Genomic DNA, 26,226 nt, shown 5'->3' on the forward strand with positions numbered 1-26,226 from the left:
CCAGAGCGTGCCGGGCAGGTAGCCCATCTGCGCGGCCAGCACCGGCCCCACCAGCGGCCCCGCGCCGGCAATGGCGGCGAAGTGGTGACCGAAGAGGATGTGCTTGTTGGTCGGGACGAAGTCCAGGCCATCGTTGTTGAGCACGGCAGGCGTGGCCCGGCGCGCATCGAGTTGCATCACGTTGTTGGCGATGAAGAGGCTGTAGTAGCGGTAGGCGACCAGGTAGATGGCCACGGCTGCGACGACGATCCAGAGGGCGTTGATGGCTTCGCCGCGGCGCAAGGCCACGACACTCAACGCACAGGCTCCCAGAACAGCCACGGCAAACCAGGCGAGGTGTTTAACCAGACGGGTTGTCATTGCGTGTCTCCTGCCGAGGTCCAGTGGACTGCGGCGATTGTTTTTATAATGTGCCCCGCTATTCGGAGCCGGCCCAATATCCCCGCAGCCCGTCAATAAATAAATCCGTAGTACTACGTAGACCGCCCCTGTGGGAGCGAGCTTGCTCGCGAAGGCGGTGTGTCAGTTAAAGCAGATGTCACTGATCCACCGCATTCGCGAGCAAGCCCACTCCCACAATGTCGCTGGGCGCCTGCGGATTCGATGTCCAGCGCAGGTTAGCTCTCCTATTCGGTGGCAGGTTTGGCATATGATGCCGAGCATCCACCTCCCCTCGTCAGGCCCTGACAGGAGTCCAGATGCTGCTCAAACACAAAATCGTCGCCCTCGGAATCCTGCCGCTGGTCCTGGCGATCGCTGTGATCTGCGCCCTGGTGATCTCGCTCAACCGCCAGTTGGGCGACCAACAGGCACAGCTCATCGAAGACAGCATCCTGGCCAGCAAGCGCGCCGAGCTGAAGAACTACGTGGAGATGGCGCAAAGCCTGATCGCCCCGTTGTACAACGACGGCCAGGGCGACGAACGCGCACAGCAGCAAGTGCTGGAAGAACTGCGCAAGCTGAGCTTCGGCATCAACGGTTATTTCTTCGTGTACGACCGCCAAGGCCGCAGCCTCATGCACGCGCGCCAGTCGGAGTTGGTGGGGCGAGACCTGTGGGACATGAAGGACCCTCATGGCCTGCCGGTGATCCAGGCGCTGCTCAAGAGCGCCCAATCCGGCGAGGGCTTCCAGCGCTACGCCTGGAACAAGCCTTCCTCCGGCCAGATCACCGAAAAACTGGCCTACGTGGTGATGCTGGACCGCTGGGGATGGATGCTCGGCACCGGGATCTACCTCGAAGACGTCGAGCGCGCCACCCAGCAGGCGCGCGCCGAAGTCGCCCAAGGCATCCACACCACCATGCAGGCCATCGCCGCCATCGCCCTGGTGGCCGTGCTGCTGGTGTTCGCCGGTGGCATGACCCTCAACGTCAGCGAGCACCGCCTGGCCGACAAGAAACTGCAGCGCCTGAACCAGCGCATCGTCAGCCTGCAGGAAGAGGAACGCTCGCGAGTGTCCCGTGAGTTGCACGACGGCATCAGCCAACTGCTGGTGTCGATCAAGTTCCAGTTCGAACTGGCCAGCCATGTGCTGGAAAACGGCCAGGAAAACGGCCTGGGCATTCTCAAGAATGCGACAGACCGCTTGGGCGAGGCCATCGGCGAGATCCGCAGCATCTCCCATGACCTGCGCTCTTCCCTGCTCGATACCCTGGGCCTGCCCGCCGCCATCGGCCAACTCGCCTCCGAGTTCCAGCAGCGCAGCGGGCTGGAGGTGTCCTACCGCACCAATGAGTTCGATTGCCGGCTGGAAAACGGCGCACCGGTCTCGCTGTTCCGCATTGCCCAGGAAGCGCTCACCAACATCGAGCGTCACGCCGGGGCGAAAAGCGTCGGCATCAGCCTGTTCGGCTCCGCCGAGTCCTTGCGCCTGACGGTGGTGGATGACGGCATGGGCTTCAACGTGCCGCAGGTCGAGCGCGGGCACGCCGGCATCGGCCTGCGCAATATCCGCGAACGGGTCGAACATTTCGGCGGACGCCTGGAAGTCACCTCCGAACCGGGGCGCAGCGAGCTGGACATCCTTTTGCCCATGAACATGGCGGCCACGTAAAGCTGATGACCCCTGATCCCAAGCCCCCCTTGTCGATGAACCTGCCGCCTGCGATCCGCGTCGCGCTGGTCGATGATCACTCACTGGTGCGCGATGGCATCCGGGCGCTGCTGTCCGTCATGCCACGGCTGAACGTGGTCGGCGAAGCCGAGAACGGCGCACAGGCGATCGAAATGGTCGGCCGTTGCACACCGGACCTGCTGCTGATGGACATCAGCCTCAAGGACATGAACGGCCTTGAGCTGACCCGGCTGCTGGGCAAGCAATACCCGAGCCTGAAGATCCTCATCCTCAGCATGTACGACAACCATGAATACGTGAGCGAGTCGGTGCGCTGCGGTGCCAGCGGCTACGTGCTCAAGAACGCGCCCTCGCGGGAGATCGTCGCGGCCATCGAGGCGATCATCGGCGGCGGCACCTTCTACAGCGCCGAAATCGCCCAGCGCCTGGCCACCGACCCGAACACCGATAACGAACTGACCCCACGGGAAAGCCAGGTGCTGCGCAAGATGGTCGAGGGGTTGAACAACAAGGAAATGGCCCGCGAACTGGACATCAGCGTGCGTACCGTCGAGACCCACCGCCTGAGCATCCGTCGCAAGCTCAACATCGACAAACCCGCGGCATTGGTGAAGTACGCGATCGACCACGGGATCGTTTCACGCTGACAAAGGCCGCCGCACAGAGACAACCCACAGACACTTTTACTACACTGGCCCGTCTTGTCCCCTTCCCTTGCGAGACGTTCCATCCCCATGAAAACCATAACAAGCACGATGACGTTCTGCGGCCTGCTGGCCTTGTGTGGCAATGCCCTGGCCGAGCCTGGCGCCTCTCACCTGGACGAGGTCCTGCAACGCGGCGAGCTCAAGGTGTGCACCACCGGCGACTACAAGCCCTACACCTACAAGGCTGAAAGCGGCGACTACGAAGGGATCGACATCGACATGGCGCGCTCGCTGGCCGCGAGCCTGGGCGTCAAGGTGCAATGGGTCCAGACCACCTGGAAAACCCTGATGCCGGACATGCTGGCGGGCAAGTGCGACATCGGCATGGGCGGGATCTCGGTGACCCTGGAACGCCAGAAGAAAGCCTACTTCAGTAACACCCTGGACGTGGATGGCAAGATCCCGCTGGTGCGCTGCGAAGACCAGTCGCGCTACCAGACCCTCGAACAGATCAACCAACCCTCGGTACGCCTGGTGGAGCCGGCCGGTGGCACCAACGAAGCCTTCGTCCGCGCCTTCGTACCCAAGGGCCAGCTCGCCTTCCACGACAACGTGACCATCTTCCAGGAACTGCTGGACAAGCGCGCCGACGTGATGATCACCGACGCCTCGGAGGCGCTCTACCAGCAGAAACTCAAGCCTGGCCTGTGTGCCGTCAACCCGACCCACTACCTGCAATATGGCGAGAAGGCCTACCTGCTGCCGCGCGATGACAGCACCTGGAAGATGTACGTCGACCAGTGGCTGCACCTGAGCAAGGCGAACGGCAGCTATCAGAAAGTGATCGGCCAGTGGCTGGCGGTTCCCGCCGCTCAGTGACGGCGACGCCGCATTGAAACCCTGTGGGAGCGAGCTCGCGAAGACGCCAGCCCGCCTGGCGAAGTTGCAGGCGGGTCCACCGCCTTCGCGAGCAAGCGGCTCCCACAGGGTCTGGCCCCCTTTGCCACGGAGGGTTGTGGGGTGGCCTATGGCTTGATGTTCTTCAATTCATTGAGCAGCCCCAGCAGTTGCTGCATCTTTTGCTCGCCGAACTGCGCTTCGATCCGTCGATAGTTGCTTTCCATGCCTTCGCTCATCGACTCGAAGCACTGCTCGCCGCGTTCGGTGAGGGCCACGAACACCCGACGCTGATCCTGGCTGGATTTCTGCCGGCGCACCAGGCCATCGCGCTCCAGGCGGCTGAGCACACCGGTCATGCTCGGCTTGAGGATGCAGGCCTGCTGGGCAAGCTGGTGGCTTTCCAGTTCGCCTTGCTGGTGCAGGATGCGGATCACCCGCCATTGCTGCTCGGTGAGGTCATGCTGGTTCAACGCGGGACGGAAAAAAGCCATGGCGGCTTCACGGGCTTGCAACAGGGTCAGCGTCAGGGAGGGTCTGGGGTTGGCCATGTTCGAACTGCTTGGGTGGGCGAACGGGCAGCTTAGTGGCGCAGGCAAGGCGCTGCAAGACGCCTGTGGCGAGGGAGCTTGCTCGCGCTCGATTGCGCAGCAATCGTCAAAGCCTCGGGCTGCTGCTCACCCCGGCGCAAGCAAGCTCCCCCGCCACAAAAACACGTGTTCAATCGCAGGGAAGTTCAGCGCAACCCCGATTGCCGTTGGCGATACTCGCCCGGCGTGAGCTGGGCATAGCGCTGGAAAAACCGGCTGAAATAGGCCGGATCCTTGAAACCAAGCTGGTAGCAGATTTCATTGGCCGAACTGCCGGTGAACAGCAGCAGACGCTTGGCCTCCTGCATCAAGCGCTCCATGATCAGCCGCTTGGAAGGCAGGTCGGCGATGCGCCGGCACACGTCGTTGAGGCGCGCCTCGGTGACCCCGATGCCCTCGGCATAGCGTGACAGCGGCCAATGCTGCAGGTAGTGGGCTTCGATCAGCTCGTTGAAGCGGTGGAAGATTTTCAGGTCTTCATGCCGCGCCGGCCGGGCTTCCAGGGAGTTGGTACACAAGCGCAGCAGGCTGATCATGATCAGCCGTGTCAATCCGTCCAGGGCCACGTTGCGCCCTGGCCGCGCGGCCGCCACCTCCTCGCTCAGTTGCTCGAACAGGTACTCCAGCCGTCCCACCTCCCCCGCCAACTCCGGCCCCAGTTGCGCCAGCGCCACGCAGGCCGCCGGCAGTTGCACACCGGCCGGCGCCAGGCTCGGATCGGCGTCGATCAACTGCCACACCAACTGCTGGCGCACCGTCAGCACATGCCCGTCACTGTCGGCCTCGGTCACGAAGGCATGCGCGATGGTGGGCGGCGTGAGAAAGAACATCGGGCCCGATTCGACGTATTGCTGGTCGTCGAGATACACCCGCACGGTCCCGCTCTTGACGTAGTGCACCTGGAAGAAGCGGTCGTGGCGGTGCACCGGCATGTTGCGACCGAAAAAATCCGCGAGGTTGGCGAGCCGGTCGTAATGCACCTCGGCATCGCTGTAGCGCTGGTCATACACCTGGCCGATGTTGATGTTGGGGATCGGTTGACGATCGGTCATCACGCAGTACTCGTTTTTATTCTGATTCAAGCGTCGCCGAGCGCCATCCTGCAACGAATCCGGAAGGTCATCCAGCGCCCGGTCATTCTGCCACGCTTGACGATAGTTAACATCTTAATTATAACTGTTAACACATTAACAATAACGCAGAGCCCTCATCCCTCTGCACCGCCAGGAGACAAGCATGAGCCGTGCCCTGCATGACGTCGCTAACGGCACCCTGTTCGGGGTCGCGCTGAACTACCAGGGGCTGCTGAAACAGCACCTCGCCGAGTTCGAGCAGCCGCCCTACCAGAAACCGCCGGTCAAGCCGGTGCTGTTCATCAAGACGCCCAACACCCGTAATCGGCACGACGCCGATGTGGTCCATCCAGGCCACGGCGAGCGGCTGCAACCAGGGCCGGCCCTGGGCGTGGTGATGGGCAAGTCGGCCAGCCGCGTCAGTGCCGCCGAGGCGCTGGGCTACGTGGCCGGCTACACCGTCGTCAACGAGTTCAGCCTGCCGGAAGACAGCTACTACCGCCCCGCCGTCAAGGCCAAGTGCCGGGATGGCTCATGCGCCATCGGGCCGGAGCTGGTGCCGACCGCCAACCTCGTCGACCCCCACAGCCTGGCGATCACGTTGTACGTCAACGGCGAGGCACGCCAGCAAAACAGCACGGCCAACTTCGTTCGCAACATCCCCCAACTGATTGCCGAGATCAGTGAGTTCATGACCCTGCACGCCGGCGACGTGTTGATCACCGGCACGCCCGAGGGCCGGGTCGACGTGGTGCCTGGCGACCGCGTCGAAGTGCACATCAACGGCGTGGGCCGTCTCGTCAATACCGTCGTGGCCGAGCAGCCAGGAGCCGTTTCATGAAACACGCGCGCATTCGTTTTGAAGGCCAGATCCACGCCGTCACCGTTGAAGCCGGCAATGCCGTGCGTTTGCTCGACGGTCGCCTGCTGGGCGAGGACCAGGTCGAGTGGCTGCCACCGGCCACCGGCAACATGTTCGCCCTGGGCCTGAACTACGCCGACCACGCCGCCGAACTGGCCTTCAAGCCGCCGACCGAGCCCCTGGCGTTCATCAAGTCGCCGGGCACCTACACCGGCCACAAGCAAAAGACCTGGCGCCCGGACAACGTCGCCTACATGCATTACGAGTGCGAACTCGTGGCGGTCATCGGCAAAACCGCCCGTAACGTCAAGCGCGAAAAAGCGCTGGACTACCTGGCCGGCTACACCGTGTGCAACGACTACGCGATCCGCGACTACCTGGAAAACTACTACCGCCCCAACCTACGGGTGAAGAACCGCGACGCCACCACCCCTGTCGGGCCATGGATCGTCGACGTCGCCGACGTGCCGGACCCGAGCGACCTGAAACTGCGCACCTGGATCAACGGTGAGCTGCACCAGGAAGGCAGCACCAAGGACATGATCTTCGACATCCCGTACCTGATCGAATACCTGTCCAGCTTCATGACCCTGCAACCCGGCGACATGATCGCCACCGGCACGCCCGAAGGCCTGGCCGACGTGGTGCCCGGTGATGAAGTGGTGGTGGAAGTGGAAGGCGTCGGCCGCCTGGTCAACCGAATTGTCAGCGAAGCCGCGTTCTTCGCATCCCGTAAAGAGGCTTGAGCACGATGATCAAACACTGGATCAACGGCCGTGAGGTCGAAAGCAAAGACGTCTTCGTCAACTACAACCCGGCCACCGGCGAAGCCATTGGCGAAGTCGCCAGCGGCGGCGCCGAGGAAGTCGCCCAGGCCGTAGCCGCCGCCAAGGATGCCTTCCCGAAGTGGGCCAACACGCCCGCCAAGGAACGCGCCCGGTTGATGCGCAAGCTCGGAGAGCTGATCGAGCAGAACGTGCCGAAACTGGCCGAACTGGAAACCCTCGATACCGGTTTGCCGATCCACCAGACCCGCAACGTGCTGATCCCGCGGGCGTCCCACAACTTCGATTTCTTCGCCGAAGTGTGCACCCGGATGGACGGCCACACCTACCCGGTCGACGACCAGATGCTCAACTACACCCTGTACCAGCCGGTGGGGGTCTGCGGCCTGGTGTCGCCGTGGAACGTGCCGTTCATGACCGCGACCTGGAAGACCGCGCCGTGCCTGGCCTTGGGCAATACCGCCGTGCTGAAGATGTCCGAGCTGTCGCCGTTGACCGCCAATGAACTGGGGCGACTGGCCGTCGAGGCCGGGATCCCCAACGGTGTGCTCAACGTGATCCAGGGCTACGGCGTCACGGCGGGCGATGCATTGGTGCGTCACCCGGATGTGCGGGCAATATCCTTTACCGGCGGCACCGCCACCGGCAAGAAAATCATGCAGACCGCCGGGCTGAAGAAGTACTCCATGGAGCTGGGCGGCAAATCGCCGGTGCTGATTTTCGAAGACGCGGACCTGGAGCGCGCCCTTGATGCGGCGCTGTTCACGATTTTCTCGCTCAACGGCGAACGTTGCACCGCCGGCAGTCGGATCTTCATCCAGGAAAGCGTCTACCCGCAGTTCGTCGCCGAATTCGCCGCCCGCGCAAAACGCTTGATCGTGGGCGACCCCCAAGACCCCAAGACCCAGGTCGGCTCGATGATCACCCAGGCCCACTACGACAAGGTCACCGGCTACATCAGGATCGGCCTCGAAGAAGGCGCCACCCTGCTGGCCGGAGGCCTGGAACGCCCGGCCAACCTGCCTGCACACTTGAGTCGCGGCCAGTTCATCCAGCCGACGGTGTTCGCCGACGTGAACAACAAGATGCGCATTGCCCAGGAGGAAATCTTCGGTCCGGTGGTCTGCCTGATCCCGTTCAAGGATGAAGCCGAAGCCTTGCAACTGGCCAACGACACCGAATACGGCCTGGCGTCGTACATCTGGACCCAGGACATCGGCAAGGCCCATCGCCTGGCCCATGGCATCGAGGCCGGCATGGTGTTCATCAACAGCCAGAACGTGCGCGACCTGCGCCAGCCTTTCGGCGGCGTGAAGGGTTCCGGAACCGGGCGCGAAGGTGGACAGTACAGCTTTGAAGTGTTTGCCGAGATCAAGAACGTTTGCATTTCCATGGGCGGTCATCACATTCCACGGTGGGGCATCTAAAACCAGCGATGCCCCTGTGGCGAGGGAGCTTGCTCCCGCTGGGATGCGAAGCATCCCCCGCTTCTTTTGGCGATTGCTACGCAATCGAGCGGGAGCAAGCTCCCTCGCCACAAGGGCTGTGGTCATTCAGAACAGGCTGTGATTCACCCGTTACCCAAGACTCAACAAGAACAACTTTTTCAGGAGAATCATCATGGGCGAAGTCGTCCTGGCTGCGAAGATCTGCCACGTTCCCTCGATGTACCTGTCGGAGCTGCCCGGTAAACACCACGGTTGCCGCGAGGCCGCGATCGCCGGCCACAAGGAAATCGGCCGTCGCGCCCGCGAGCTGGGCGCCGACACGGCCGTGGTGTTCGACGTGCACTGGCTGGTCAACAGTGCCTACCACGTCAACAGCGGCGAGCATTTCAAGGGGATCTACACCAGTAACGAGCTGCCGCATTTCATCAAGAACATGGAGTACGAATACGCGGGCGCCCCGGAACTGGGCGAGTTGATCGCCGCCGAAGCCAACGCCGCCGACGTCCGCACCCTGGCCCACAACATCCCCAGCCTGGAGCTGGAGTACGGCACGCTGGTGCCCATGCGCTACATGCACATGGACGTCCCGCCGGCGCAGAAACTCAACGTGGTGTCGATTGCCGCCTGGTGCGCCTGGCATCGCCTGCAAGACAGCTTCACCTTCGGCGCCGCCGTGCGCCGGGCCATCGAGAAGAGCGACCGCAAGGTCCTGGTGCTCGCCTCCGGTTCGCTGTCCCACCGGTTTTCCGATGATCGCAACGCCGAAGCCAACATCCACAACTGGACCCGTGAGTTCGACAAGCAGGTGGACCTGCACGTGGTGCAGATGTGGCGCGAAGGCCGCTGGAAGGAGTTCTGCGCGATGCTCCCGGACTACGCCGAACACTGCTTCGGCGAAGGCAAGATGCATGACACCGCCATGCTCCTGGGGTTGCTCGGCGGAGCGGACTACGACAAGCCGGCCGAAATCATCACCGAGCCGTTCGGCAGCTCGGGCACCGGCCAGATCAACGCCATTTTCCCGGTTTGAAACGCCTGCGCAGGAGCACCGAGCATGCCGCACTTCATCGCTGAATACACCGACAACATCGAACAACAGGCCGATTTGCCCGGCCTGTTTGAAAAGGTCCACGCCCTGCTCGGCGACAGCGGTGTGTTCCCCCTCGGCGGCATCCGCAGCCGGGGTGTGCGCCTGGATACCTGGCGCATGGCCGACGCCAAGCACGACTACGCCTTCGTGCACATGACGTTGAAAGTCGGCCATGGGCGCGACCTCGCCACCCGCGAGAAGGTCGCGCAGAAACTCTTCGAGGTGATCACCGCGCACTTCGCCGACTTGCAGGCCCAGCGCCTGCTGGCCCTGTCGTTCGAGATGATCGAGTTGCACGAACACCTCAACTTCAAGGCCAACAACGTCCATGCCTTCCTCAAGGCCCAGGCGGGATAGCCACGCCCGATCGCTTGCCCCATCGGCCTCTCGGACAAAAAGTACAAGATCATGAGTACAGCCAATCCCGCTGGCACTGCCGGCACCGTCGTGCACGACCGCACCCATGCCACGATCACCTGGCGGCTGATGCCGTTGTTGCTGGTCTGCTACCTGTTCGCCCACCTGGACCGGATCAACATCGGCTTCGCCAAGATGCAGATGAGCGCCGACCTGCAGTTCAGCGACACGGTCTACGGCTTCGGCGCCGGCCTGTTTTTCATCGCCTATGCGCTGTTCGGCGTGCCGAGCAACATGGCCCTGGACCGGGTCGGCCCGCGCCGCTGGATCGCCACGCTGATGGTGGTCTGGGGGGCCTTGTCCACCGGCATGTTCCTGATTGAAAGCGCCGCCGGTTTCTACCTGCTGCGTTTTCTGCTGGGGGTGGCCGAAGCCGGGTTCTTCCCGGGGATCCTGGTGTTCCTCAACCGCTGGTACCCGGCACGCCGGCGCGCCCAGGTGACCGCGCTGATCGGCGGGCCGCTGTCGGGGGCGATCCTCGAACATTTCCACGATGTCGGCGGCCTGCGTGGCTGGCAATGGATGTTCGTCATCGAGGGGCTGCCGGTGATCCTCCTGGGCCTGGTCGTACTCAAGTGCCTGCCCGACAGTTACCAAAGCGTCAGCTGGCTCTCACCCCACGCCAAGCAGCACCTGCGCGAACAACTGAGCGTGGAGGAACAGCGAAAATCCATCACCTCGTTTTCGGCGATCCTCGCTAACCCCCAGGTCTGGTTGCTGGTGGCGGTGTACTTCGCCGTGATGCTGGCGGTGAACACCCTGGCTTTCTGGATGCCCACCCTGATCCACGGCGCCGGCATCGGCAGCGAAGGCCAGGTCGGCCTGCTCAGCGCGGTGCCTTACCTGGCCGGTTGCTTCTTCATGATCGGTTGCGGCCGCTCCTCCGACCGCCACCGCGAACGTCGCTGGCACCTCTGCGTGCCGTTGTTGATGGCGGCAGCCGGTATCGCCATCGCCGGGCTCTCTCCCGGCAATCCGACCCTGGTGCTCGGCGGCCTGATTGTCGCCGGCATGGGCGCCAGCGCGGCGTTGCCGATGTTCTGGCAACTGCCGCCGGCGTTTCTCTCCAACAGCACCCAGGCCGCCGGAATCGCCCTGATCAGTTCCTTTGGCAGCATCGCCTCATTCTTCGCGCCGTACCTCATCGGCTGGATGCGGGACACCACGCAGAGCGCCAGCCTGGCCCTGTATGTCCTGGCGCTGTTCATCACCCTGGGTGGCCTGCTGGTGCTGCGCACCCGGGCCGCCGTCGTCAATCCTCAATAGAGACCTTGTCATGCTCGATCAAAGCCTCATCCAGCAAGCCGCTGCCCGCCTCGACCACGCCGAGCGTTCCCGGGAGCAGGTGCGCCAGTTTTCCCTCGATCACCCGGCCATCACCCTCGATGACGCCTACGCCATCCAGCGCGCCTGGGTGGCGCAGAAAATCAACGACGGGCGCAAGCTGGTCGGCCACAAGATCGGCCTGACCTCCCGGGCCATGCAAGTGTCCTCGAACATCACCGAACCGGACTACGGCGCGCTGCTGGACGACATGTTCTTCGACGAAGGCACCGACATTCCCTTCGCGCGCTTCATCGTGCCGCGAGTGGAAGTCGAACTGGCGTTCATCCTCGGCAAACCGTTGAAAGGCCCGAACGTCACGGTGTTCGACGTACTGGATGCCACTGAATGGGTGATCCCGGCACTGGAAATCATCGACGCGCGCATCCAGCAGATCGACCCGCAGACCCAGGCCACCCGCAAGGTCTTCGACACCATTTCCGATAACGCGGCCAACGCCGGCGTGGTCATGGGCGGACGTGCGGTGCGCCCCACCGAGATCGACCTGCGCAAGGTGCCGGCGGTGCTCTACCGCAACGGCGTGATCGAAGAGTCCGGCGTCTCGGCGGCGGTGCTCAATCACCCGGCCAAGGGCGTGGCCTGGCTGGCGAACAAGCTGGCGGCCTATGACGTCACCCTGCAACCGGGGCAGGTCATCCTCGGCGGCTCCTTCACCCGCCCGGTGGCGGCCAACCCGGGCGATACCTTCCATGTCGACTACGACATGCTTGGCTCCATCGCTTGCCGTTTCGTCTGACTGCTCGAGGACTGCTTCATGGACATGCCGATCAACACGTTCAAACAACGGCTGAAAAGCGGCGAGGCGCAGATTGGTCTCTGGCTCGGTCTGGCCGACGCCTACTGCGCCGAGCTGGCCGCCAATGCCGGTTTCGACTGGCTGCTGATCGACGGTGAACACGCGCCCAACGATGTGCGCAGCCTGCTCGGCCAGCTCCAGGCCGTGGCGCCCTACGCCAGCCAACCGGTGATTCGCCCGGTGATCGGCGATACCGCGCTGATCAAGCAGGTACTCGACCTCGGCGTACAGACCCTGCTGGTGCCGATGGTGGAAAGCGCCGCGCAGGCCCGTGAGCTGGTGCGCGCCATCCATTACCCGCCCAGTGGCGTGCGTGGTGTCGGCAGCGCGCTGGCTCGCGCGTCGCGCTGGAACAGCATCCCTGGTTACCTCGACAAGGCCGATGAGCAGATGTGCCTGCTGGTGCAGATCGAAAGCCGCGAGGGCCTGGCCAACCTCGACGCGATTGCCTCGGTGGATGGCGTGGACGGGGTGTTCATCGGCCCGGCGGACCTGAGTGCGTCCATGGGTTTCCGCGGCAATCCGGGGCATCCGGACGTGCAAGCGGCCATCGAAGACGCCATCGCCCGCATTCGCAAGGCCGGCAAGGCCGCCGGTATCCTCAGCGCCGACGAAAAACTGGCCCGACGCTACATCGAGCTGGGGGCCGCGTTCGTCGCCGTGGGGGTGGACACGACCGTGCTGATGCGCGGCCTTCAAAGCCTGGCGTCAGCGTTCAAGGGTGTGCCAAAGCCTGCGACGGGTGGGGTGTACTGAGAAGGATCTGCGCAAAACCCGTGGCGAGTAGCTTGCTCCCGTTCGATTGCGCAGCAATCGCGTAGAAGCGGGGCCGCTTCGCGCCCCAGCGGGAGCAAGCTCCCTCGCCACAAAAGCCTCACCTATCACCTATCAGCTATCACCTCTCAGTTCTCAGTTCTCAGTTCTCAGTTCTCAGTTCTCAGTTCTCAGTTCTCAACGCCTGACCGCCTTCAACTCATTCAGCAACACCAATAACGTCTGCAACTTCTCCTCCCCCAGTTTCTCCTGCAAGCGCTGGTAGTTGCCCTCCATGCTGTGGCTCATCGAGTCGAAGCACGCCTGCCCTTGTGGTGCCAGGCGCACCAGTACGCGCCGCTGATCCTGCTCGGCCTTGCGCCGAACAACCATGCCCGCAGCCTCCATGCGCACCAGCACGCCGGTCATGCTGGGCTTGAGGATGCAGGCCAGTTCGGCCAGGCGATTGATCTCCAGCTCCGCGTGCTGGCTGAGGATGCGGATGACCCGCCATTGCTGTTCGGTCAGGCCGTGTTGATTGAGGGAAGGACGGAAAAACCCCATGGCCGCTTCACGGGCCTGTAGCAGGGTCAGGGTCAAGGATTGGCGCAGCTTGGGCATGGAGAGTGTTCGCCAGGGTATTAGTTAATGAGTTAACTAAATCTTAGCATCACCCCTGTCCCGTTGTCCGTGCCAAGGGCAATTGAACACCCAAGTACCTTGTGGGAGCGGGCTTGCCCGCGAAGAGGGTGGATCAGTTGATGAAGATGTTGGCTGACCCACCGCCTTCGCGAGCAAGCCCGCTCCCACAGAGGTGTAGCTATTTTCAGTGCTTTGGCATCAAGCGCCCTTGATCACCCCTTTGAGCACCGCCTTGAAATGCTCCACCTGGGCCTCGCCAAACTGGCCGAACACCTTGTCCTGCTGTTCCCTGGCAATGGCCCAGAGCCCCTCGGTCTCATCGATGCCCTTGACGGTCAGGCGGACCCGGTCGCCATCATCGCTCACCAGGCCCTTGCGCTTGAGGTTGGCCACGGCTTCTTCGATCTCGCGCACCGGCATCGCCACTTCTCGCTGCAGATCGGCCAGGTTCAGCCCGGCGTCATTTTCCAGCACCATCAGCATTCGCGCTTCGCTGGTGCGCAGCCCGGTGGACAATTGGCGGGGCTGGTAACTGGCCTGGTAGGCCCGCAGTGCCTGGGTCATCAAGTAGTAGAGGTTGTGGCTCAAACGACCCTGGAAGTGGCTGCTGGGCGCCTGCCCCTCTTCGCGCCGCGTCATGCGCGTGTGGGGCAAGACCATCGAGTAGGCGCCCTGGTGATAAAGCAACGGCGAACGGCCGAAATCGTCGAAGGCCACGACCTTGCCCAGCATGATCCAGTGATCGCCACCGTCCACCTGCTGGAATTTTTCACAGTGAAACCGCGCGGCGCAGTCGGCAAACACCGGCGCCCCGCCCGCGCCGTTGTCGAATTCGATCTCGGCGAAACGATCCTCCCTGGGCCGGGCGAAGTTGTTCGACAGGTCGATCTGGTCGGCGGCCAATACGTTCACCGCAAAGTGGCTGGCGACTTCGAACACGCCGTGGCTGCTGGAGCGTTTGTCGATACTCCAGAGAATCAACGGCGGGTCCAGAGACACCGAATTGAAGCTGTTGGCCGTCACGCCGACCTTGCGGCCATCTTCCGTCGCGGCGGTGACCACGGTCACACCGGTGGCAAAATTGCCCAGGGCGCGGCGGAATGCGCGGGTATCGAACGCGGTATCGCAATCATTGGACATGCAAGACTCCCGGCCGCCTCATGCGACGGCCTCGATTTGTTGTTATGGGGCGATGCTGGGGCAGGTACTCAGACCATGCTGGGATCGGGTTCCAGGCCCATCAGCTCACGCCCGAGGATCTGCGCGCAGACGTCGTAGTCGGTATAGGCATGGGCACCGGTGAGGTGCGCATCACGAAACAGCCGTTGCAGTTCGTTGGACTCGAACCAGGCGCCGCCGCCGGCCGCTTCCATCAGCCGGTCCACTGCCTGGATGCACATCTTGGTGGCATAGCCCTGGTTGGTCCGCCAGAACGCCAGGGTTTCCCGGCTCGGGTACTCGTGGCGTTCTCCATGCTCGGCGTGGTCCTGCCAGGTTTTCTCGAGAAAAGCCCGCGCCGCCGCCACCTGGTGAGTGGACTCGGCCAGGCGCATCAGCGCCGGGGTGGCAGCGCCCACGGCCGCACCGGTGTAGGCTCGCACACGGTTGCGGGTTTTCTCGCGAAACACTTCGAGCATGCGCTCGGCCACGCCCAGGCTGACCGTGGAGAAACCGCTGGCAAAATAGGGCCGGTACGGCGAGTAGAAAATCTTGCTGTCGGGGTACAGGCCGAAGCCACCGGACTTGCCTTCCATCATGTCCTTGGCCTTCTGGATCCGATGCTCCGGCACGAACACGTTGGTGATGATCAGGGTCTTGCTGCCACTGCCGCGCATGCCCACGGCGAACCAGTCGTCACGGATCTCATAGTCGCGGCGAGGCAGCACGGCGAAGCAATAGTCCTGGGTGCCTTCGGCGTTCTTGCGGCGAAATCCGACAATGGCCCACTCGGCATGGTCACAGCCGCTGCTCCAGCCCATTTCGCCGCTGAACATCACGCCGCCCTCGACTTCCTCGGTGCGGCCAAACGGCGCGATGCTGCTGCTGGCGGTGGCATCGGGATCGGCGCCCCAGATTTCTTCCTGGGTCTTGGCCGGGAACATCGCCAACTGATGGCTGTGGGTGCACAACAGGCTCATGGCCCAGGCCGTGCTGGCACAGGCGCCGGCCAGCAGCGCGATGCAATCGGCAAACTGCGGCAGGGAAATCTCCAGGCCGCCATACGCCTTAGGCTGGAAGGCCCGATGCAGGCCGATGCCCTTGAGCAAGGCGATGTTCTCGGCAGGAACGCTACGGTCCTGCTCCGCCTGGAAGGCATTGGCGGCAATGATCGGCAGGAGGGGCTTGAGGTCTTCGAGCAACGGGTTTGGCTTTTTCATGGACGGACTCTTTTATTATTGGCGTCTGCCGATCCCGCCTGGCCTTGCACCTCACGGCAGGCTCGTGGTGCAGAAAACAGCGGGATCAAATGATTGAGGCCGGTCCAGTATGGGCATTGGCAAGACGTCGAAAAATGCACCTTCCAGATCCAAGATTGTACTTTTCATGGTGCCGATCCAGGCCGATGGCGCGCTCGGTCAAGTGCCCCGGCACGGATGATCAAGACAAACACCCTCGCCTGGGCCCTTAATAGGGGCATCGCGTGCAGCGCTTTGCACGGAGTCTCCTTTCACTTTGTCAGGTTGCGTCATGATCAATATCGAAACGCCCACCTATTACACAGCCACCAAGAAGTACAACCTCAGCTTCCCCACCCTGGAACAGGATGTGGAAGCCGATGTCGTGGTGATTGGCGGCGGCTTCTCCGGCATCAATACCGCGCTGGAGCTTGCTGAAAAAGGCATCACCAACATCGTGGTGCTCGAGGCGCGCTACCTGGGTTTCGGCGGCACCGGGCGCAACGGCGGACAGATCATGGCCGGCATCGGTCATGACCTGGAAAAGATCAAGAAGGACGTCGGCGAAGACGGTCTGCGCCAGGTCTTCGAGATCAGTGACCTGGGAGCGGACATCATCAAGGACCGCATCGCCAAGTACGCCATCGATGCCGACTTCTGCCATGGCTACGGCTACATGGGTTTCAACGCCCGCCAGGAAAAAACCCTGCGGGCCTGGGAAAAAGACTTCAAGTCGATCAACAGCAAGCACGAGATCCGCTTTCTCGGCGGCTCCGACGTCCAGCAGATCATCGGCTCCAAAGCCTACGGCAGCGCATTGCTGCACATGGGCGGTGGGCATGTGCATTCGTTGAACCTGCTGCTGGGCGAAGCCAAGGCACTGGCCGGCCACGGCGTGCAGATCTACGAGAACAGCCCCGCCCTGGAAGTCCGTTATGGCGAGCGCATCACCGTGCGCACCGGGCGCGGCTCGGTCAAGGCCAGCAAGCTGTTGTGGGCCTGCGACAGTTTCCTCAACAAACTGGAGCCGGAACTGCATCGCTCGACGATCAACACCTACGCCTTCCAGATGATGACCGAGCCACTGTCGGACGAGCTGATCCAACGCATCAGCCCGATTCGCGGTGCCTACAGCGATATCCGCCCGGTCATCGACTATTACCGCGTTACCAACGAAAACCGCCTGCTGTTCGGTGCCGCGACGCCACTGGTGGAGCACATTCCCCAGGACCTCAAGGCCTGGAACCGGAATCTGATGCTGAAGATTTTCCCGTACCTCAAGGACGTGAAGATCGACCTCGCCTGGGGCGGTCCGATGGCGTGCAGCCCGAACCTGTTCCCCCAGATCGGCACCCTGCCCGGCCGCCGCAATGCGTTCTTCGTCCAGGGCTATTCCGGGTTTGGCGTCACGCCGAGCCACATCATCTGCAAGGTCCTGGCCGAAGGCATGAGCGAAGGTTCGGCGCGCTATGACCTGGTCAGTTCCGTCAGGCGCCCGACCATCATCGGCAAGGACGCCATCCGTCCCCTGCTGCTGACTGCGGGCAAGTCCTGGCACCAGCTGTCGGGCTACTGGAACGGCCGTCGCTGACAACCACACTGCTTTCTATTTCAATCATCAGGAGTCACTGCCATGCCCCTTATCACCCTCAAGAAAGACATCCAGCTGTCCGAACTGGACGCCTGGGGTACCGTCGCCGACCTGGGTTCGCAAATCCTCGAAGGCGAAGTCAAGGCCTTCGGCAAGATGACCTTCGGCGCCCCGACCGATCCCGTCAGCAGCGCCTACTTTGGCACCACCCAGGGCAAGTTCCGGATGGTGTATCCGTTTGCCGAGCAAGCCACCGTGGTCACCGGCGAAGTGGTGCTCACCGACGAAGCCACCGGCCAGAGCACCCGCTACAAGGCCGGCGACAGCTGGTTCGTGACCAAGGGCACGCCGGTGCTGTGGGAAGTGGTCAGCGAGAGTTTCGTCAAGCACTACTTCGCGGTAGCCTGAGCACCGTGACCGTGGCGAGGACGCCGTTGCGGCAAGGTCGCCTTCTCTGCTGAAGAAACCTGCCGTGGCAAGGGACTTGCTTTGGCTAGGGACTTGCTGTGGCGAGGGAGCTTGCTGTGACGGGGGAGCTTGCTGTGGCGAGGGAGCTTGCTCCCGCTGGGCTGCGAAGCAGCCCTGCTTTTATGCGATTCGGATGATATGCGATTCGGAAGCAAACTCCCTCACCACAAAAACGCCCTGGCCCTAGGGGTTCACGTTCTTCCCTCAACCGCAATGTGCTTGCGAAGGTTGCGCCCATGAACCTCATTCCCACCCAGGACATCGCCGGCCACTGCCTGCACGCGTTCACCCAGCTGATTCCCGCCAGCCGGGCGGCCTTCTACTGCGTCGACCGCCACTTGCAAGCCCATGACTTCAGCCTGCACGGCATGAGTGGCGAGATGCACCGCGACTACTTGGACAACTACCGCCAGTTCGATCCGCTGCAACCGCGCAACTGTGTCTGCGATGAACAGGCCGTGGTGCCGCTGGGCCTGGCGATGACCCGCCAGCCGGTGCGCGACAGCCAGCGCTACCGCAGCTTCCTGCAACGCTACGGCGTGGTGGATGTGGTGGAAGTCTTCGCTCGTCGGGACGGCCAGCCGCAAGCCGCCATTTCGCTATTGCGCACCGCCGAACAAGGCGCCTTCACGCCTCAGCAGTTGTCCCAGCTCGGCGCGTTGCAAACCCTGTTGCAACTGGCGGTGGCGCACCTGCCTGCCCAGGCGGATGCCCTGGACGGCTTGACGCCCAAGGAGCGCCAGATCGCCCTGCTGCTGCGCGAGGGCGTCAGCAACAAGCACCTGGCCCGGGAGTTGAACGTCGGCTTGCCGACCATCAAGACTCACCTGATCAACCTGTTCCGCAAGGTCGGCGTCAGCAGTCGCACCGAGTTGGTCAGCGCGCTGTTTCTCTGAACGGTTCAACCATCCGGTTGATAGTGCGCAGCTGCCCCAGAGCCCATGATCCGGCGGGTGACTACACCCAACCGGAGCCTTGCAATGAGTACATCTACAGACTGGATCACCGTCGGCGCCCTGGCCGATGGCTTTGCCCCCGACGCCTTCATCCTGCCGAACCTGGCAGACCTGAGCGGCAAGACCTTTACCCTGAACTTCGCCAATGGCTGGCAGATCGAGCATCGGTTCGAGCAGGACACGTTGTCCTGGCACGCCGCCGACGGGCACTCCAGCGGCACCGCGCTCTACCGCGCCACATCGGTTCGCCCGGGCCTGTACCTGGTGGACTTTCTCAAGGGCGAGGGCCGCCAGACCCTGTCGGTCAGCCTGGTGCTCGACACCGCCAACGCTGCGTTCACCGCCGTGATCGGGCGCATGCCCGAGCCAGAGCAAACCCGTGAAGGGCTCTACGGCCGCGCCCTGGCGGGCAAGCCCCTGACGAGCGTCGGCGTCGACTTCCTCCACGGCAGCCTCGACCGGCCCTGGCAAGAGGGCCTCTGCCCGCACGCACCGAGCAACGAGCTGGTGGGGCTGCGCAACCTGTATCGCTACAGCCCGAGCGAGGTCTACGAACACATCTACCTCAACGACCGGTTCTATGCCTGGCAATGTCTCAAAGGCGTGGAACAAGGCCTGTGCGACACCGACCGGTGCGACACCTACAAAGTCGCCGACCAGCTGTATCTGTTCGTCTGGCGGGAAAAAATCATCCCGACCCTCGGCCTGGTGCTGATCGACCTGCAACAACACCGCAGCGACGGCAAGATCTTCGGCTACGCCGGTGCGTCCTTCGATGAGTACTCCAATTTCCCGGTCAGTTCCTACTGCCAGGTCCTCAACCAGACGGAGTATCCCGATGCCTGAATCACGTACCGTGGTGATTACCGGCGCAGGCACCGGCATCGGTGCCGCCTGCGCCCGGTTGTATGCCGCCGAAGGCGCCAACCTGGTCTTGATCGGCCGACGCCGCGAGCCCCTGGAAGACCTTGCCAGGGAAGCCGGCGGCCTGGTGCTGGTGGGCGATGCCGCGTGCCCGACGACCTGGGACGGCTTCATCGCGCAGATCCGCCAGCGTTTCGCTCGTCTCGATGTGCTGTTGGCCTGTGCCGGCGGCATGGGCCAGGGCAGCGCCACCCAAACCAGCCCGCAAGCCTGGGACGCGGCCATGCGTAGCAACCTCGACAGCGCGTTCTACAGCGCGCGGGCCTGCTTGCCCTTGCTGCAGGAAAGCGCCGGCAACGTGGTATTGATCGGGTCCATCGCGTCGTTGGCAGCCGGGCCGCAAGTGTGCGGCTACACCACCGCCAAACATGCGCTGCTGGGCCTGAACCGCTCCCTGGCGCGGGACTACGGCCCCCAAGGCGTGCGGGTCAACGCAGTCTGTCCAGGCTGGGTCCGCACGCCGATGGCCGATGAAGAAATGCAGGTGCTGATGCAGTTCCACGGTGAAACGCTGCAACAGGCCTACGACCGAGTCTGCGCCGACGTGCCGTTGCGCCGCCCCGCCAGCGCCGAGGAGATCGCCCTCGCCTGTCGTTTCCTGGCGTCCCGGGACGCCTCGATCATCACCGGCGTGGCACTGGTGGCCGACGGTGGTTCGAGCATCGTCGACGTACCGACCCTGGCGTTCAGCCACATGGAGGTGACCCATGGCCAATGACCTGGATTTCAGCGGAAAAACCGTGTTGGTGACCGGCGGTGCCCAAGGCATTGGCCGGGCCATTGTCGAAGCCTTCGCCTGGCGTGGGGCTCAGGTGGTGATCGCCGACCTCGGCCTGGCGCGGGCCGAGGCCCTCGCCAGCGAGCTGACGGCCGGCGGCTACCAGGCGCAAGCGGTGGGCGTGGACCTCGCGGACGCCACGGCGATATCGGCCATGATGGGCGGGCTGCAAGAGCGCCTGGGGCGCCTGGATGTGTTGGTGCACAACGCCGGTTACTTCCCGTTGACGCCTTTTGCGCAGATTACCCCGGCGGTGCTGGAACGCACCCTGGCGGTGAACCTGTCGGCGCTGTTCTGGCTGACCCAGGCGGCGCTGCCGATGTTCCGCCGCCAGGGCCAGGGCTGTGTGCTGGTGACGTCCTCGGTCACCGGCCCGCGCGTGGCGTACCCGGGGCTTAGCCATTACGCCGCGTCCAAGGCCGGGGTCAATGGTTTCATACGCAACGCGGCACTGGAGCTGGCGCCCGAGCAGGTGCGGGTCAACGGTGTCGAACCGGGCATGATCGCGACCCCGGCCATGGCCAACCTCGGTGACGATGATCTCAACCAGGACATCGCCAGGCGCGTGCCACTGGGGCGATTGGGCCACCCGGGCGACATTGCCGGCGCCATGTTGTACCTGGCCTCTGACCTGGCCGCCTATGTGACGGGCCAAACCCTGGTGGTCGACGGCGGTTCGACATTGCCGGAAGTCTGAGGCGAACCAGCGCGCGCGGTGGTGACGACAGCACCACCGCCTTCGCGGGCAAGCCCGCTCCCACAAGTCCAGCAGCATCCCCTCCTATTTCGCACACACCACAGGTTCAGCAGTGTTCCCTTCTATTTCGGATCCACCACAACGCCGCCTGTGGGAGCGGGCTTGCCCGCGAAGGCGGCGGTTCGGCGGGCACCGTTCCTGCGCCTCAGGCCACTCCCTGCGCCTGTTGCAGATGGCTTGCGCGAAAGTCCTTGGGCGAGAGTTCGAACTGCTTCTTGAACGAGCGGCTGAAGTGGGCCGAGTCGGTGAAGCCCCATTTGTAGGCAATCGAAGTGATGGACTCGTCCCGCAGGAACGGGTTGGTCAGGTCATCGGCGCTGCGCTTGAGCCGGGCTCGCTGGATGTAACGGCAGACGCTGTCGTCCTGTTCTTCGAACAACCGGTACAGATGGCGCACCGAGATGTTCAGGCGGTTGGCCAGGCCCACCGGGCTGAGGCCGGGCTGGTTGAGGGATTCGTCGATGACCTTCTGCACGTAGCTGCGCAGATGACTGCCCTGCAGCGCGGCGCCATCGTCACGGGCATCGCTCGTGTGCTCCAGCGCCGAGCCCAGCAAGGACACGAACGCACTCTGCAGGGCCTCGCCCTCGCCCGCCGCACCTTCGCCGTCCGGCGTGTCCTTGCACAACTGGTCCATCAGCACGTGCAACATCCGCCCGCAGGCCTTGCTCGACGAGATCTTGCCGAAGGTCCTGGTGTCCCCGCCCAACTGCCTCGACACCTGCTGCCGAGACAAGGACAGCACGGCATGCTCGATCAGGCCGAACGGGCTGATCTCCAGTGCGCCCGCCGAATCCATCAGTAACAACTCGCCGGGGGCCAGTTGGATGCTCAGGCCGTTCTGGGTGATGCGGCAATAGCCGCTGCGCTGGCTGACCAGCAGGCAATCCTGATCGTCGTCGTGGTCGGGATTGGGCGAGTGGCGCTTGATGGAACCGGCGTTGGTGCGCAGGTTCGAGAGGGAAAGACCGCCGCGGCAGAAGTTCGAGACCTGGCCGATAAACAACGCACGATTGAAAGCCAGCTCCGTCTCGAAATACCCACACGTGGCGCGCAGGTCCCGGTTCCAGGTCTCCAGCCCGTCTTGCCCAACCTGTTGCATGCTCATGGCGTTCTCCGCAGTGGCTTATTGTTTTTGTGCGGCAATAGTTAACATGTTATCTATATGCACGCAACAAGTACCTGATCGCCAGAGCAGTAGCAGGATTGATGCCAGGGCGGCACTACAGGGTCAGAGGCTTGCCAATACCCGTTGCAGGCCGCTCAGGGATGCCAGCAAGGCTGCGCGTTGTTCGCCTCCGAGCGCGATGTAGCGCCGAAAGGCCGGCATGCGGTTGACCACCTCGCTGCCGCCCATGTGTTCCAGGCGCACGCACCACTGGCGCTCGTGCAGGTCGATGCGCAGGCGCTTGAAATCCAGCGGCATGAGCGCCTGGTACAACCCCTGATCGTGTGTCACCGCCGCCTGCAACCGGGCCGCCAGCGCCTGGTCGGCACCCCGCTGGCGACAGCGCAGACCCTTGCGGCGAATAGCCCCGCCGTGGTGCAGCTCCAGGCGCGCCGTGCCCTCCATCGACGCAGGCACGCGCAACACGAATTCGGTCATCACCAGATGCATCAGCCACTGTGATTCGGTGCGCTCGACAATCTCCAGTTGCAGCCGGCCGTCGTCGCTGGCCACAGTAGCCGTCGTCGGCCCTGACCACACGAAATGCGCCAGCCCGAGGTTGCGCCGCACGTGTTCCAGGGTCACCCCGGGCCGATAGCCGGCCGGGGCACGATGGGCGCGCAAGCGCTCAGACAGTCTTTGCAGCACGGTCGATAAACTCGCCGGCAGGTTGCCCTGGCTCATGGGAAAACTCCTTGGCCAGCACGTCTTCCACCGACGCCGGCATGAATGGATTGACCTTCTGCACCACCAGGGTCCAGAACAAGGCGTAGGCCGCGGTGCCACCGAGCATCACCGCGAACGGGATGTAGATGTCGGCTGGGTTCATGCCGGGCGGCGTGATGAACCACATGCCCAGGAGGATGCCGACACTGGACAGGATCTGTGGCAGCGGAAAGAACGGCGAGCGATAGGCCCGCGGCAGGTCTGGCCGACGAATGCGCAGGCTCACCACCGACACCGTCACCAGCAGGTAGGCAAAGCTCCAGGCACACACCGCCGCCAGTACCAGGTGCATGATGTTGTCGGTGTTGCCACCGAGCCACAGCGCATGCAGGCAAGGAATCAACGCCGCCACCAGGATGCACAGCAAGGGTGTCTTGAAACGCGGATGCAGGTAAGTGAAGACCTTGGGCAATGCGCCGTCCACCGCCATCCCGTAGAGAATCCGCGGCACGCCGGCCATCAGGGTGTTGATGGTCGCCGCGCCGGCAAACAGGAAGCCGATCCCCAGCCACAGCGGGCCGATATCCCCCATGACCTGCTCGGCGAAGCGCGGAATCGCCATGGGCGTGTCCAGCAGGTGCACGCCGCTGTCGGCATCGAGCAGCACGTTCTCCACCTGGCGTTTCATCGCCGCGCCGTAGATGAACATGCACGAGGCGACGCTCAGCAAGCCGAGGATCATCGCCCTGGGCATGACCTTGGCCGAGTGGCGCAGGTCCGGCGCCAGAGGCGTGACGAACTCGCAGCCCACGAACATGAACATGGCCATGCCCACCAGCGAGAGGATGGTGATCAGGTCGGTGCCCACCAGCGAAACCCCGAACCAGCCTTCCAGTTGCACCGCTGGCGCCGCGATCAAGCCGAGCACGCCAAATACCATCAAGGTGGTCCACATGCCGAAGGTCAGGATGATCTCGGCCCGGCCGAACGCACTGACGCCGAACGCGTTGAGCACCCCGAACACAATGACGAACCCGACCCCGAGCAACCAGGAACCGCCGGCAGACTCGGCCAGGGTGTTCAGGTGCTCGAAGTTCACCAGCGCCATGACCCCGGACAGGATGGTCTCGGCGGTGCCGGCGAACACGTGCACGATCAGGTAGGCCGACAGTGTGCCGGTGATCGCGAAGAAACGCCCCATGCCACAGTTGATGTAGTCATAGACCGAGCCGGTGGTGGGCAGGATCGACGCGGCCTCGGCGAATGTGGTCGCCTGGGCCAGCATCATCACCACGGCAATCAGCATCGCCACGGCGAAGGCGCTGCCACCGATACCGAAGCCCATGGTTGCGGTGAGAATCACCGGGCTGGCCATGATCAGGCCGATGGTGCTGGCCAGGGCGGTGGGAAATCCCACCGTGCCCCGGTTCAAGTGCGCGGTGAGTCGGTCATTGATCGACATGGTGCAGATCCTCGAGAAGCGGATTTTTTAGTAGAGGTGCCACAGCCGTCCAGGAGCCGGCATTCAAGCCCCCCAGCCAGTCCCTGATCGAAACGGCGTTGCGTGCAGCTTCACTTTGCGCCGCCGCGCCACAGGCGTCTTGCCCATGTCTGCCGCCACTCTTGTTGCTGCCTGCCAGCGCCCGCGGCCTGGCGGGCTGGATCAATTCCCTGGCAGCCAGGTGAAAGACTTCCCCTCGCGCAGCTCCCCTTAATGCGCACTCTGCCGTCCTATTACACTGGGGAAAAACACCATGGAGCACACACGCCACACACCGCTACTGCGCAACGCCATCGGCCTGGGCATCGCCCTGCTGGTTGCCGACTCATCGGCCCAGGCCCTTGAGCTCTACGCCGACCAGGACACCACCATCACCGGGAACTTCCTCGCGGTCTACGGAATGTTCAACAGCCGCAAGAACTACGACGGCACCGGTGGCGGCTCCAGCTGGCGCGAAGGCTTCATCAAGTATGGCCTGAGTATCGACCAGGCATTGGCCGGCATGGGCAGTGTCTACGGCACCGCCAACCTGGTCAGCTCCGGCACCTGGGGCGACGGTGACCCGGCCGGCCTGAGCGATGGCTCGGAGCGCACCACGAAATTCGATGAGGCCTTCGCCGGCTGGCGCTCGGGGGACCTGTTCCCGGTATTGGGCAAGGACGGCGTCGACCTCTCCTACGGTCGCCAGGTGATCACCCTCGGTGACGGTTTCATCATCAACGATGACGGCTTGAACCTGGGCAAGGGCCCGGCGGACGGCGACCTCAATCGCGGTGGCGCCTATTACCTGGCCGCCCGCCACGCCTTCGACAAGACCGCCGTGCTGCGCCTGGGGGCGAAGGACGGCGTGCATGGCAGCCTGATGTGGATCAAGTCCGACAACCACGCCCAGGCCAACACCGAAATGGCCGCCGGCACCCTGGAATACACCACCGCGCCCGGCACCCTGGGCCTGACCTACATCCATGGCATCGACGTCGATGACCACTACGCCAGCGACTTCCAGAAACAGCGCGAAGGCATGAACATCTACAGCCTGCGGGGCAGCGGCAACGCCGGCATCGAAAACGCCCACTTCGCCTTCGAATACGCCTGGCAGGACAAGGACGCCGGCCCGGAAAAAGCCTGGTACACCGAGGCCGGCTACACCTTCGCCGACCTGCCCTGGACACCGGACCTGACCTATCGCTACAGCCGCTACTCACAGAACTGGGACTCGATGTTCAACGGCCTGAGCCGGGGCTACGGCACCTGGTTCCAGGGCGAGGTGGCCGGCAACTATTCCGGGCCGTTCAACAGCAACACGGCCATCCAGCACGTCGGCCTCAAGCTCAAGCCGACGGACACCGTGACCGTCGGCGCGCTGTTCTTCGACTACCAGACCCTGCACGACCGCCAGGCGTTGAACCTCGATGGGCGCGAGCTGGACCTGTATGTCGAATGGGCCGTGAGCGAACACCTGATCGTCACGCCGCTGCTGGGGCTGTACAAGCCGGAGAAGGATGACAACAGCGGCGGCAACCAGGTCGGCGGCAACGGCACCAACGTCTACAGCCAGTTGGTGGTGGCGGTGCCGTTCTGAAGGCGTGGGGGCTGCCGGTG

General features: G+C 63.5%; 27 protein-coding genes. 18 read left to right on the forward strand and 9 right to left on the reverse strand.

Annotated features, from left to right (window positions below):
• A partial coding sequence (locus AD664_RS04615) for a carbon starvation CstA family protein (RefSeq protein WP_305728882.1) occupies positions 1-360 on the reverse strand: 360 nt, incomplete at its 3' end.
• Between the two features lie 338 nt (positions 361-698).
• Between AD664_RS04615 and AD664_RS04620 the strand changes: the two genes are divergently transcribed.
• The 3 genes from AD664_RS04620 to AD664_RS04630 all read left to right on the forward strand — a co-directional run bounded on the left by AD664_RS04620 (position 699) and on the right by AD664_RS04630 (position 3,601).
• Positions 699-2,054, forward strand: coding sequence for a cache domain-containing protein (locus tag AD664_RS04620; RefSeq protein ID WP_053144743.1), 1,356 nt, complete (start codon positions 699-701; stop codon positions 2,052-2,054).
• Positions 2,055-2,089: 35 nt separating this feature from the next.
• A complete protein-coding gene (locus AD664_RS04625; protein ID WP_042731937.1) occupies positions 2,090-2,722 on the forward strand; it encodes a response regulator transcription factor in 633 nt (210 codons plus the stop codon).
• An 87-nt stretch (positions 2,723-2,809) separates the two neighbouring features.
• Entirely contained in the window at positions 2,810-3,601 is a 792-nt protein-coding gene (locus AD664_RS04630) for a transporter substrate-binding domain-containing protein (RefSeq protein ID WP_042731931.1), read from the forward strand.
• Between the two features lie 146 nt (positions 3,602-3,747).
• Here AD664_RS04630 and hpaR (AD664_RS04635) read toward each other — a convergent pair whose 3' ends face one another.
• Both hpaR (AD664_RS04635) and hpaA read right to left on the reverse strand, forming a co-directional pair.
• On the reverse strand, positions 3,748-4,170 hold the full coding sequence (hpaR, locus tag AD664_RS04635; RefSeq protein WP_053144745.1) for a homoprotocatechuate degradation operon regulator HpaR: 423 nt from the start codon (positions 4,168-4,170) through the stop codon (positions 3,748-3,750).
• 185 nt (positions 4,171-4,355) lie between these two features.
• The gene (gene hpaA, locus AD664_RS04640; RefSeq protein ID WP_042731933.1) at positions 4,356-5,261 is read right to left on the reverse strand and encodes a 4-hydroxyphenylacetate catabolism regulatory protein HpaA; all 906 of its coding nucleotides are present in this window, start codon (positions 5,259-5,261) and stop codon (positions 4,356-4,358) included.
• 184 nt (positions 5,262-5,445) lie between these two features.
• Here hpaA and AD664_RS04645 point away from each other — a divergent pair, with 184 nt between their 5' ends.
• The 8 genes from AD664_RS04645 (at position 5,446) to hpaI (ending at position 12,780) form a co-directional block, all read left to right on the forward strand.
• Positions 5,446-6,123, forward strand: a complete 678-nt coding sequence (locus tag AD664_RS04645) for a fumarylacetoacetate hydrolase family protein (RefSeq protein ID WP_053144746.1) — start codon at positions 5,446-5,448, stop codon at positions 6,121-6,123.
• Positions 6,120-6,890 (forward strand): fumarylacetoacetate hydrolase family protein, encoded by a 771-nt coding sequence (locus AD664_RS04650; protein ID WP_053144748.1) that lies wholly within the window; start codon positions 6,120-6,122, stop codon positions 6,888-6,890. Before AD664_RS04645 ends, AD664_RS04650 begins: the two co-directional genes overlap by 4 nt.
• 5 nt (positions 6,891-6,895) lie before the next feature.
• Entirely contained in the window at positions 6,896-8,356 is a 1,461-nt protein-coding gene (gene hpaE / locus AD664_RS04655) for a 5-carboxymethyl-2-hydroxymuconate semialdehyde dehydrogenase (protein ID WP_053144750.1), read from the forward strand.
• Positions 8,357-8,549: 193 nt separating this feature from the next.
• Positions 8,550-9,407, forward strand: coding sequence for a 3,4-dihydroxyphenylacetate 2,3-dioxygenase (gene hpaD, locus AD664_RS04660; protein WP_042732639.1), 858 nt, complete (start codon positions 8,550-8,552; stop codon positions 9,405-9,407).
• Between the two features lie 24 nt (positions 9,408-9,431).
• The gene (locus AD664_RS04665; RefSeq protein ID WP_053144753.1) at positions 9,432-9,824 is read left to right on the forward strand and encodes a 5-carboxymethyl-2-hydroxymuconate isomerase; all 393 of its coding nucleotides are present in this window, start codon (positions 9,432-9,434) and stop codon (positions 9,822-9,824) included.
• 51 nt (positions 9,825-9,875) lie between these two features.
• A complete protein-coding gene (locus AD664_RS04670; protein ID WP_053144755.1) occupies positions 9,876-11,150 on the forward strand; it encodes an MFS transporter in 1,275 nt (424 codons plus the stop codon).
• A gap of 10 nt (positions 11,151-11,160) precedes the next feature.
• Complete coding sequence (gene hpaH / locus AD664_RS04675) at positions 11,161-11,964, forward strand: 2-oxo-hept-4-ene-1,7-dioate hydratase (protein WP_053144757.1); 804 nt, start codon at positions 11,161-11,163, stop codon at positions 11,962-11,964.
• Between the two features lie 18 nt (positions 11,965-11,982).
• Positions 11,983-12,780 (forward strand): 4-hydroxy-2-oxoheptanedioate aldolase, encoded by a 798-nt coding sequence (gene hpaI, locus AD664_RS04680; protein ID WP_053144759.1) that lies wholly within the window; start codon positions 11,983-11,985, stop codon positions 12,778-12,780.
• A gap of 195 nt (positions 12,781-12,975) precedes the next feature.
• Here the strand turns inward: hpaI and hpaR (AD664_RS04685) are convergent, their stop codons facing one another.
• The 3 genes from hpaR (AD664_RS04685) to AD664_RS04695 form a co-directional block, all read right to left on the reverse strand.
• On the reverse strand, positions 12,976-13,398 hold the full coding sequence (hpaR, locus tag AD664_RS04685) for a homoprotocatechuate degradation operon regulator HpaR (protein WP_053144761.1): 423 nt from the start codon (positions 13,396-13,398) through the stop codon (positions 12,976-12,978).
• A 219-nt stretch (positions 13,399-13,617) separates the two neighbouring features.
• Positions 13,618-14,559: a p-hydroxyphenylacetate 3-hydroxylase reductase component gene (locus tag AD664_RS04690; protein ID WP_053144762.1), complete on the reverse strand. Its 942-nt coding sequence runs from the start codon at positions 14,557-14,559 to the stop codon at positions 13,618-13,620.
• Between the two features lie 68 nt (positions 14,560-14,627).
• A complete protein-coding gene (locus tag AD664_RS04695) occupies positions 14,628-15,797 on the reverse strand; it encodes a p-hydroxyphenylacetate 3-hydroxylase oxygenase component (RefSeq protein WP_042732512.1) in 1,170 nt (389 codons plus the stop codon).
• Between the two features lie 310 nt (positions 15,798-16,107).
• On the opposite strand from AD664_RS04695, the gene AD664_RS04700 reads away from it, so the two are divergent.
• The 6 genes from AD664_RS04700 (at position 16,108) to AD664_RS04725 (ending at position 21,229) form a co-directional block, all read left to right on the forward strand.
• The gene (locus AD664_RS04700; protein WP_042732511.1) at positions 16,108-17,406 is read left to right on the forward strand and encodes an FAD-binding oxidoreductase; all 1,299 of its coding nucleotides are present in this window, start codon (positions 16,108-16,110) and stop codon (positions 17,404-17,406) included.
• A gap of 42 nt (positions 17,407-17,448) precedes the next feature.
• A complete protein-coding gene (locus tag AD664_RS04705; RefSeq protein ID WP_053144764.1) occupies positions 17,449-17,814 on the forward strand; it encodes a cupin domain-containing protein in 366 nt (121 codons plus the stop codon).
• Between the two features lie 296 nt (positions 17,815-18,110).
• Positions 18,111-18,770, forward strand: a complete 660-nt coding sequence (locus AD664_RS04710) for a LuxR C-terminal-related transcriptional regulator (protein ID WP_047738092.1) — start codon at positions 18,111-18,113, stop codon at positions 18,768-18,770.
• Positions 18,771-18,854: 84 nt separating this feature from the next.
• Complete coding sequence (locus tag AD664_RS04715; RefSeq protein ID WP_053144766.1) at positions 18,855-19,676, forward strand: molybdenum cofactor biosynthesis F family protein; 822 nt, start codon at positions 18,855-18,857, stop codon at positions 19,674-19,676.
• On the forward strand, positions 19,669-20,472 hold the full coding sequence (locus AD664_RS04720) for an SDR family NAD(P)-dependent oxidoreductase (protein ID WP_053144767.1): 804 nt from the start codon (positions 19,669-19,671) through the stop codon (positions 20,470-20,472). Before AD664_RS04715 ends, AD664_RS04720 begins: the two co-directional genes overlap by 8 nt.
• Positions 20,462-21,229 carry an SDR family oxidoreductase gene (locus AD664_RS04725; RefSeq protein WP_042728392.1) on the forward strand — a complete coding sequence of 256 codons (768 nt, stop codon included), beginning with the start codon at positions 20,462-20,464 and terminating at the stop codon, positions 21,227-21,229. The genes AD664_RS04720 and AD664_RS04725 overlap by 11 nt, the downstream gene beginning before the upstream one ends.
• Positions 21,230-21,434: 205 nt before the next feature.
• Here the strand turns inward: AD664_RS04725 and feaR are convergent, their stop codons facing one another.
• The 3 genes from feaR to AD664_RS04740 form a co-directional block, all read right to left on the reverse strand.
• Entirely contained in the window at positions 21,435-22,397 is a 963-nt protein-coding gene (feaR, locus tag AD664_RS04730) for a transcriptional regulator FeaR (RefSeq protein WP_042728391.1), read from the reverse strand.
• A gap of 123 nt (positions 22,398-22,520) precedes the next feature.
• Positions 22,521-23,141: a DUF3156 family protein gene (locus AD664_RS04735; RefSeq protein WP_083454137.1), complete on the reverse strand. Its 621-nt coding sequence runs from the start codon at positions 23,139-23,141 to the stop codon at positions 22,521-22,523.
• Complete coding sequence (locus AD664_RS04740; RefSeq protein WP_053144768.1) at positions 23,086-24,585, reverse strand: APC family permease; 1,500 nt, start codon at positions 24,583-24,585, stop codon at positions 23,086-23,088. Before AD664_RS04740 ends, AD664_RS04735 begins: the two co-directional genes overlap by 56 nt.
• A 292-nt stretch (positions 24,586-24,877) precedes the next feature.
• Between AD664_RS04740 and AD664_RS04745 the strand changes: the two genes are divergently transcribed.
• Positions 24,878-26,206, forward strand: a complete 1,329-nt coding sequence (locus AD664_RS04745) for a hypothetical protein (RefSeq protein ID WP_053144770.1) — start codon at positions 24,878-24,880, stop codon at positions 26,204-26,206.
• The last annotated feature ends 20 nt before the right edge of the window (positions 26,207-26,226 follow it).

Origin of the sequence: Pseudomonas sp. P97.38, assembly GCF_001269745.1 — a bacterium.
GTDB classification, from domain to species: Bacteria; Pseudomonadota; Gammaproteobacteria; order Pseudomonadales; family Pseudomonadaceae; genus Aquipseudomonas; species Aquipseudomonas chlororaphis_E.

Coding starts and splice junctions, on each gene's coding strand:
- AD664_RS04620 (WP_053144743.1), top strand. CDS start 699: ATGCTGCTCAAACACAAAATCGTCGCCCTCGGAATCCTGCCGCTGGTC.
- AD664_RS04625 (WP_042731937.1), top strand. CDS start 2,090: ATGAACCTGCCGCCTGCGATCCGCGTCGCGCTGGTCGATGATCACTCA.
- AD664_RS04630 (WP_042731931.1), top strand. CDS start 2,810: ATGAAAACCATAACAAGCACGATGACGTTCTGCGGCCTGCTGGCCTTG.
- hpaR (WP_053144745.1), bottom strand. CDS start 4,170: ATGGCCAACCCCAGACCCTCCCTGACGCTGACCCTGTTGCAAGCCCGT.
- hpaA (WP_042731933.1), bottom strand. CDS start 5,261: ATGACCGATCGTCAACCGATCCCCAACATCAACATCGGCCAGGTGTAT.
- AD664_RS04645 (WP_053144746.1), top strand. CDS start 5,446: ATGAGCCGTGCCCTGCATGACGTCGCTAACGGCACCCTGTTCGGGGTC.
- AD664_RS04650 (WP_053144748.1), top strand. CDS start 6,120: ATGAAACACGCGCGCATTCGTTTTGAAGGCCAGATCCACGCCGTCACC.
- hpaE (WP_053144750.1), top strand. CDS start 6,896: ATGATCAAACACTGGATCAACGGCCGTGAGGTCGAAAGCAAAGACGTC.
- hpaD (WP_042732639.1), top strand. CDS start 8,550: ATGGGCGAAGTCGTCCTGGCTGCGAAGATCTGCCACGTTCCCTCGATG.
- AD664_RS04665 (WP_053144753.1), top strand. CDS start 9,432: ATGCCGCACTTCATCGCTGAATACACCGACAACATCGAACAACAGGCC.
- AD664_RS04670 (WP_053144755.1), top strand. CDS start 9,876: ATGAGTACAGCCAATCCCGCTGGCACTGCCGGCACCGTCGTGCACGAC.
- hpaH (WP_053144757.1), top strand. CDS start 11,161: ATGCTCGATCAAAGCCTCATCCAGCAAGCCGCTGCCCGCCTCGACCAC.
- hpaI (WP_053144759.1), top strand. CDS start 11,983: ATGGACATGCCGATCAACACGTTCAAACAACGGCTGAAAAGCGGCGAG.
- hpaR (WP_053144761.1), bottom strand. CDS start 13,398: ATGCCCAAGCTGCGCCAATCCTTGACCCTGACCCTGCTACAGGCCCGT.
- AD664_RS04690 (WP_053144762.1), bottom strand. CDS start 14,559: ATGTCCAATGATTGCGATACCGCGTTCGATACCCGCGCATTCCGCCGC.
- AD664_RS04695 (WP_042732512.1), bottom strand. CDS start 15,797: ATGAAAAAGCCAAACCCGTTGCTCGAAGACCTCAAGCCCCTCCTGCCG.
- AD664_RS04700 (WP_042732511.1), top strand. CDS start 16,108: ATGATCAATATCGAAACGCCCACCTATTACACAGCCACCAAGAAGTAC.
- AD664_RS04705 (WP_053144764.1), top strand. CDS start 17,449: ATGCCCCTTATCACCCTCAAGAAAGACATCCAGCTGTCCGAACTGGAC.
- AD664_RS04710 (WP_047738092.1), top strand. CDS start 18,111: ATGAACCTCATTCCCACCCAGGACATCGCCGGCCACTGCCTGCACGCG.
- AD664_RS04715 (WP_053144766.1), top strand. CDS start 18,855: ATGAGTACATCTACAGACTGGATCACCGTCGGCGCCCTGGCCGATGGC.
- AD664_RS04720 (WP_053144767.1), top strand. CDS start 19,669: ATGCCTGAATCACGTACCGTGGTGATTACCGGCGCAGGCACCGGCATC.
- AD664_RS04725 (WP_042728392.1), top strand. CDS start 20,462: ATGGCCAATGACCTGGATTTCAGCGGAAAAACCGTGTTGGTGACCGGC.
- feaR (WP_042728391.1), bottom strand. CDS start 22,397: ATGAGCATGCAACAGGTTGGGCAAGACGGGCTGGAGACCTGGAACCGG.
- AD664_RS04735 (WP_083454137.1), bottom strand. CDS start 23,141: ATGAGCCAGGGCAACCTGCCGGCGAGTTTATCGACCGTGCTGCAAAGA.
- AD664_RS04740 (WP_053144768.1), bottom strand. CDS start 24,585: ATGTCGATCAATGACCGACTCACCGCGCACTTGAACCGGGGCACGGTG.
- AD664_RS04745 (WP_053144770.1), top strand. CDS start 24,878: ATGGAGCACACACGCCACACACCGCTACTGCGCAACGCCATCGGCCTG.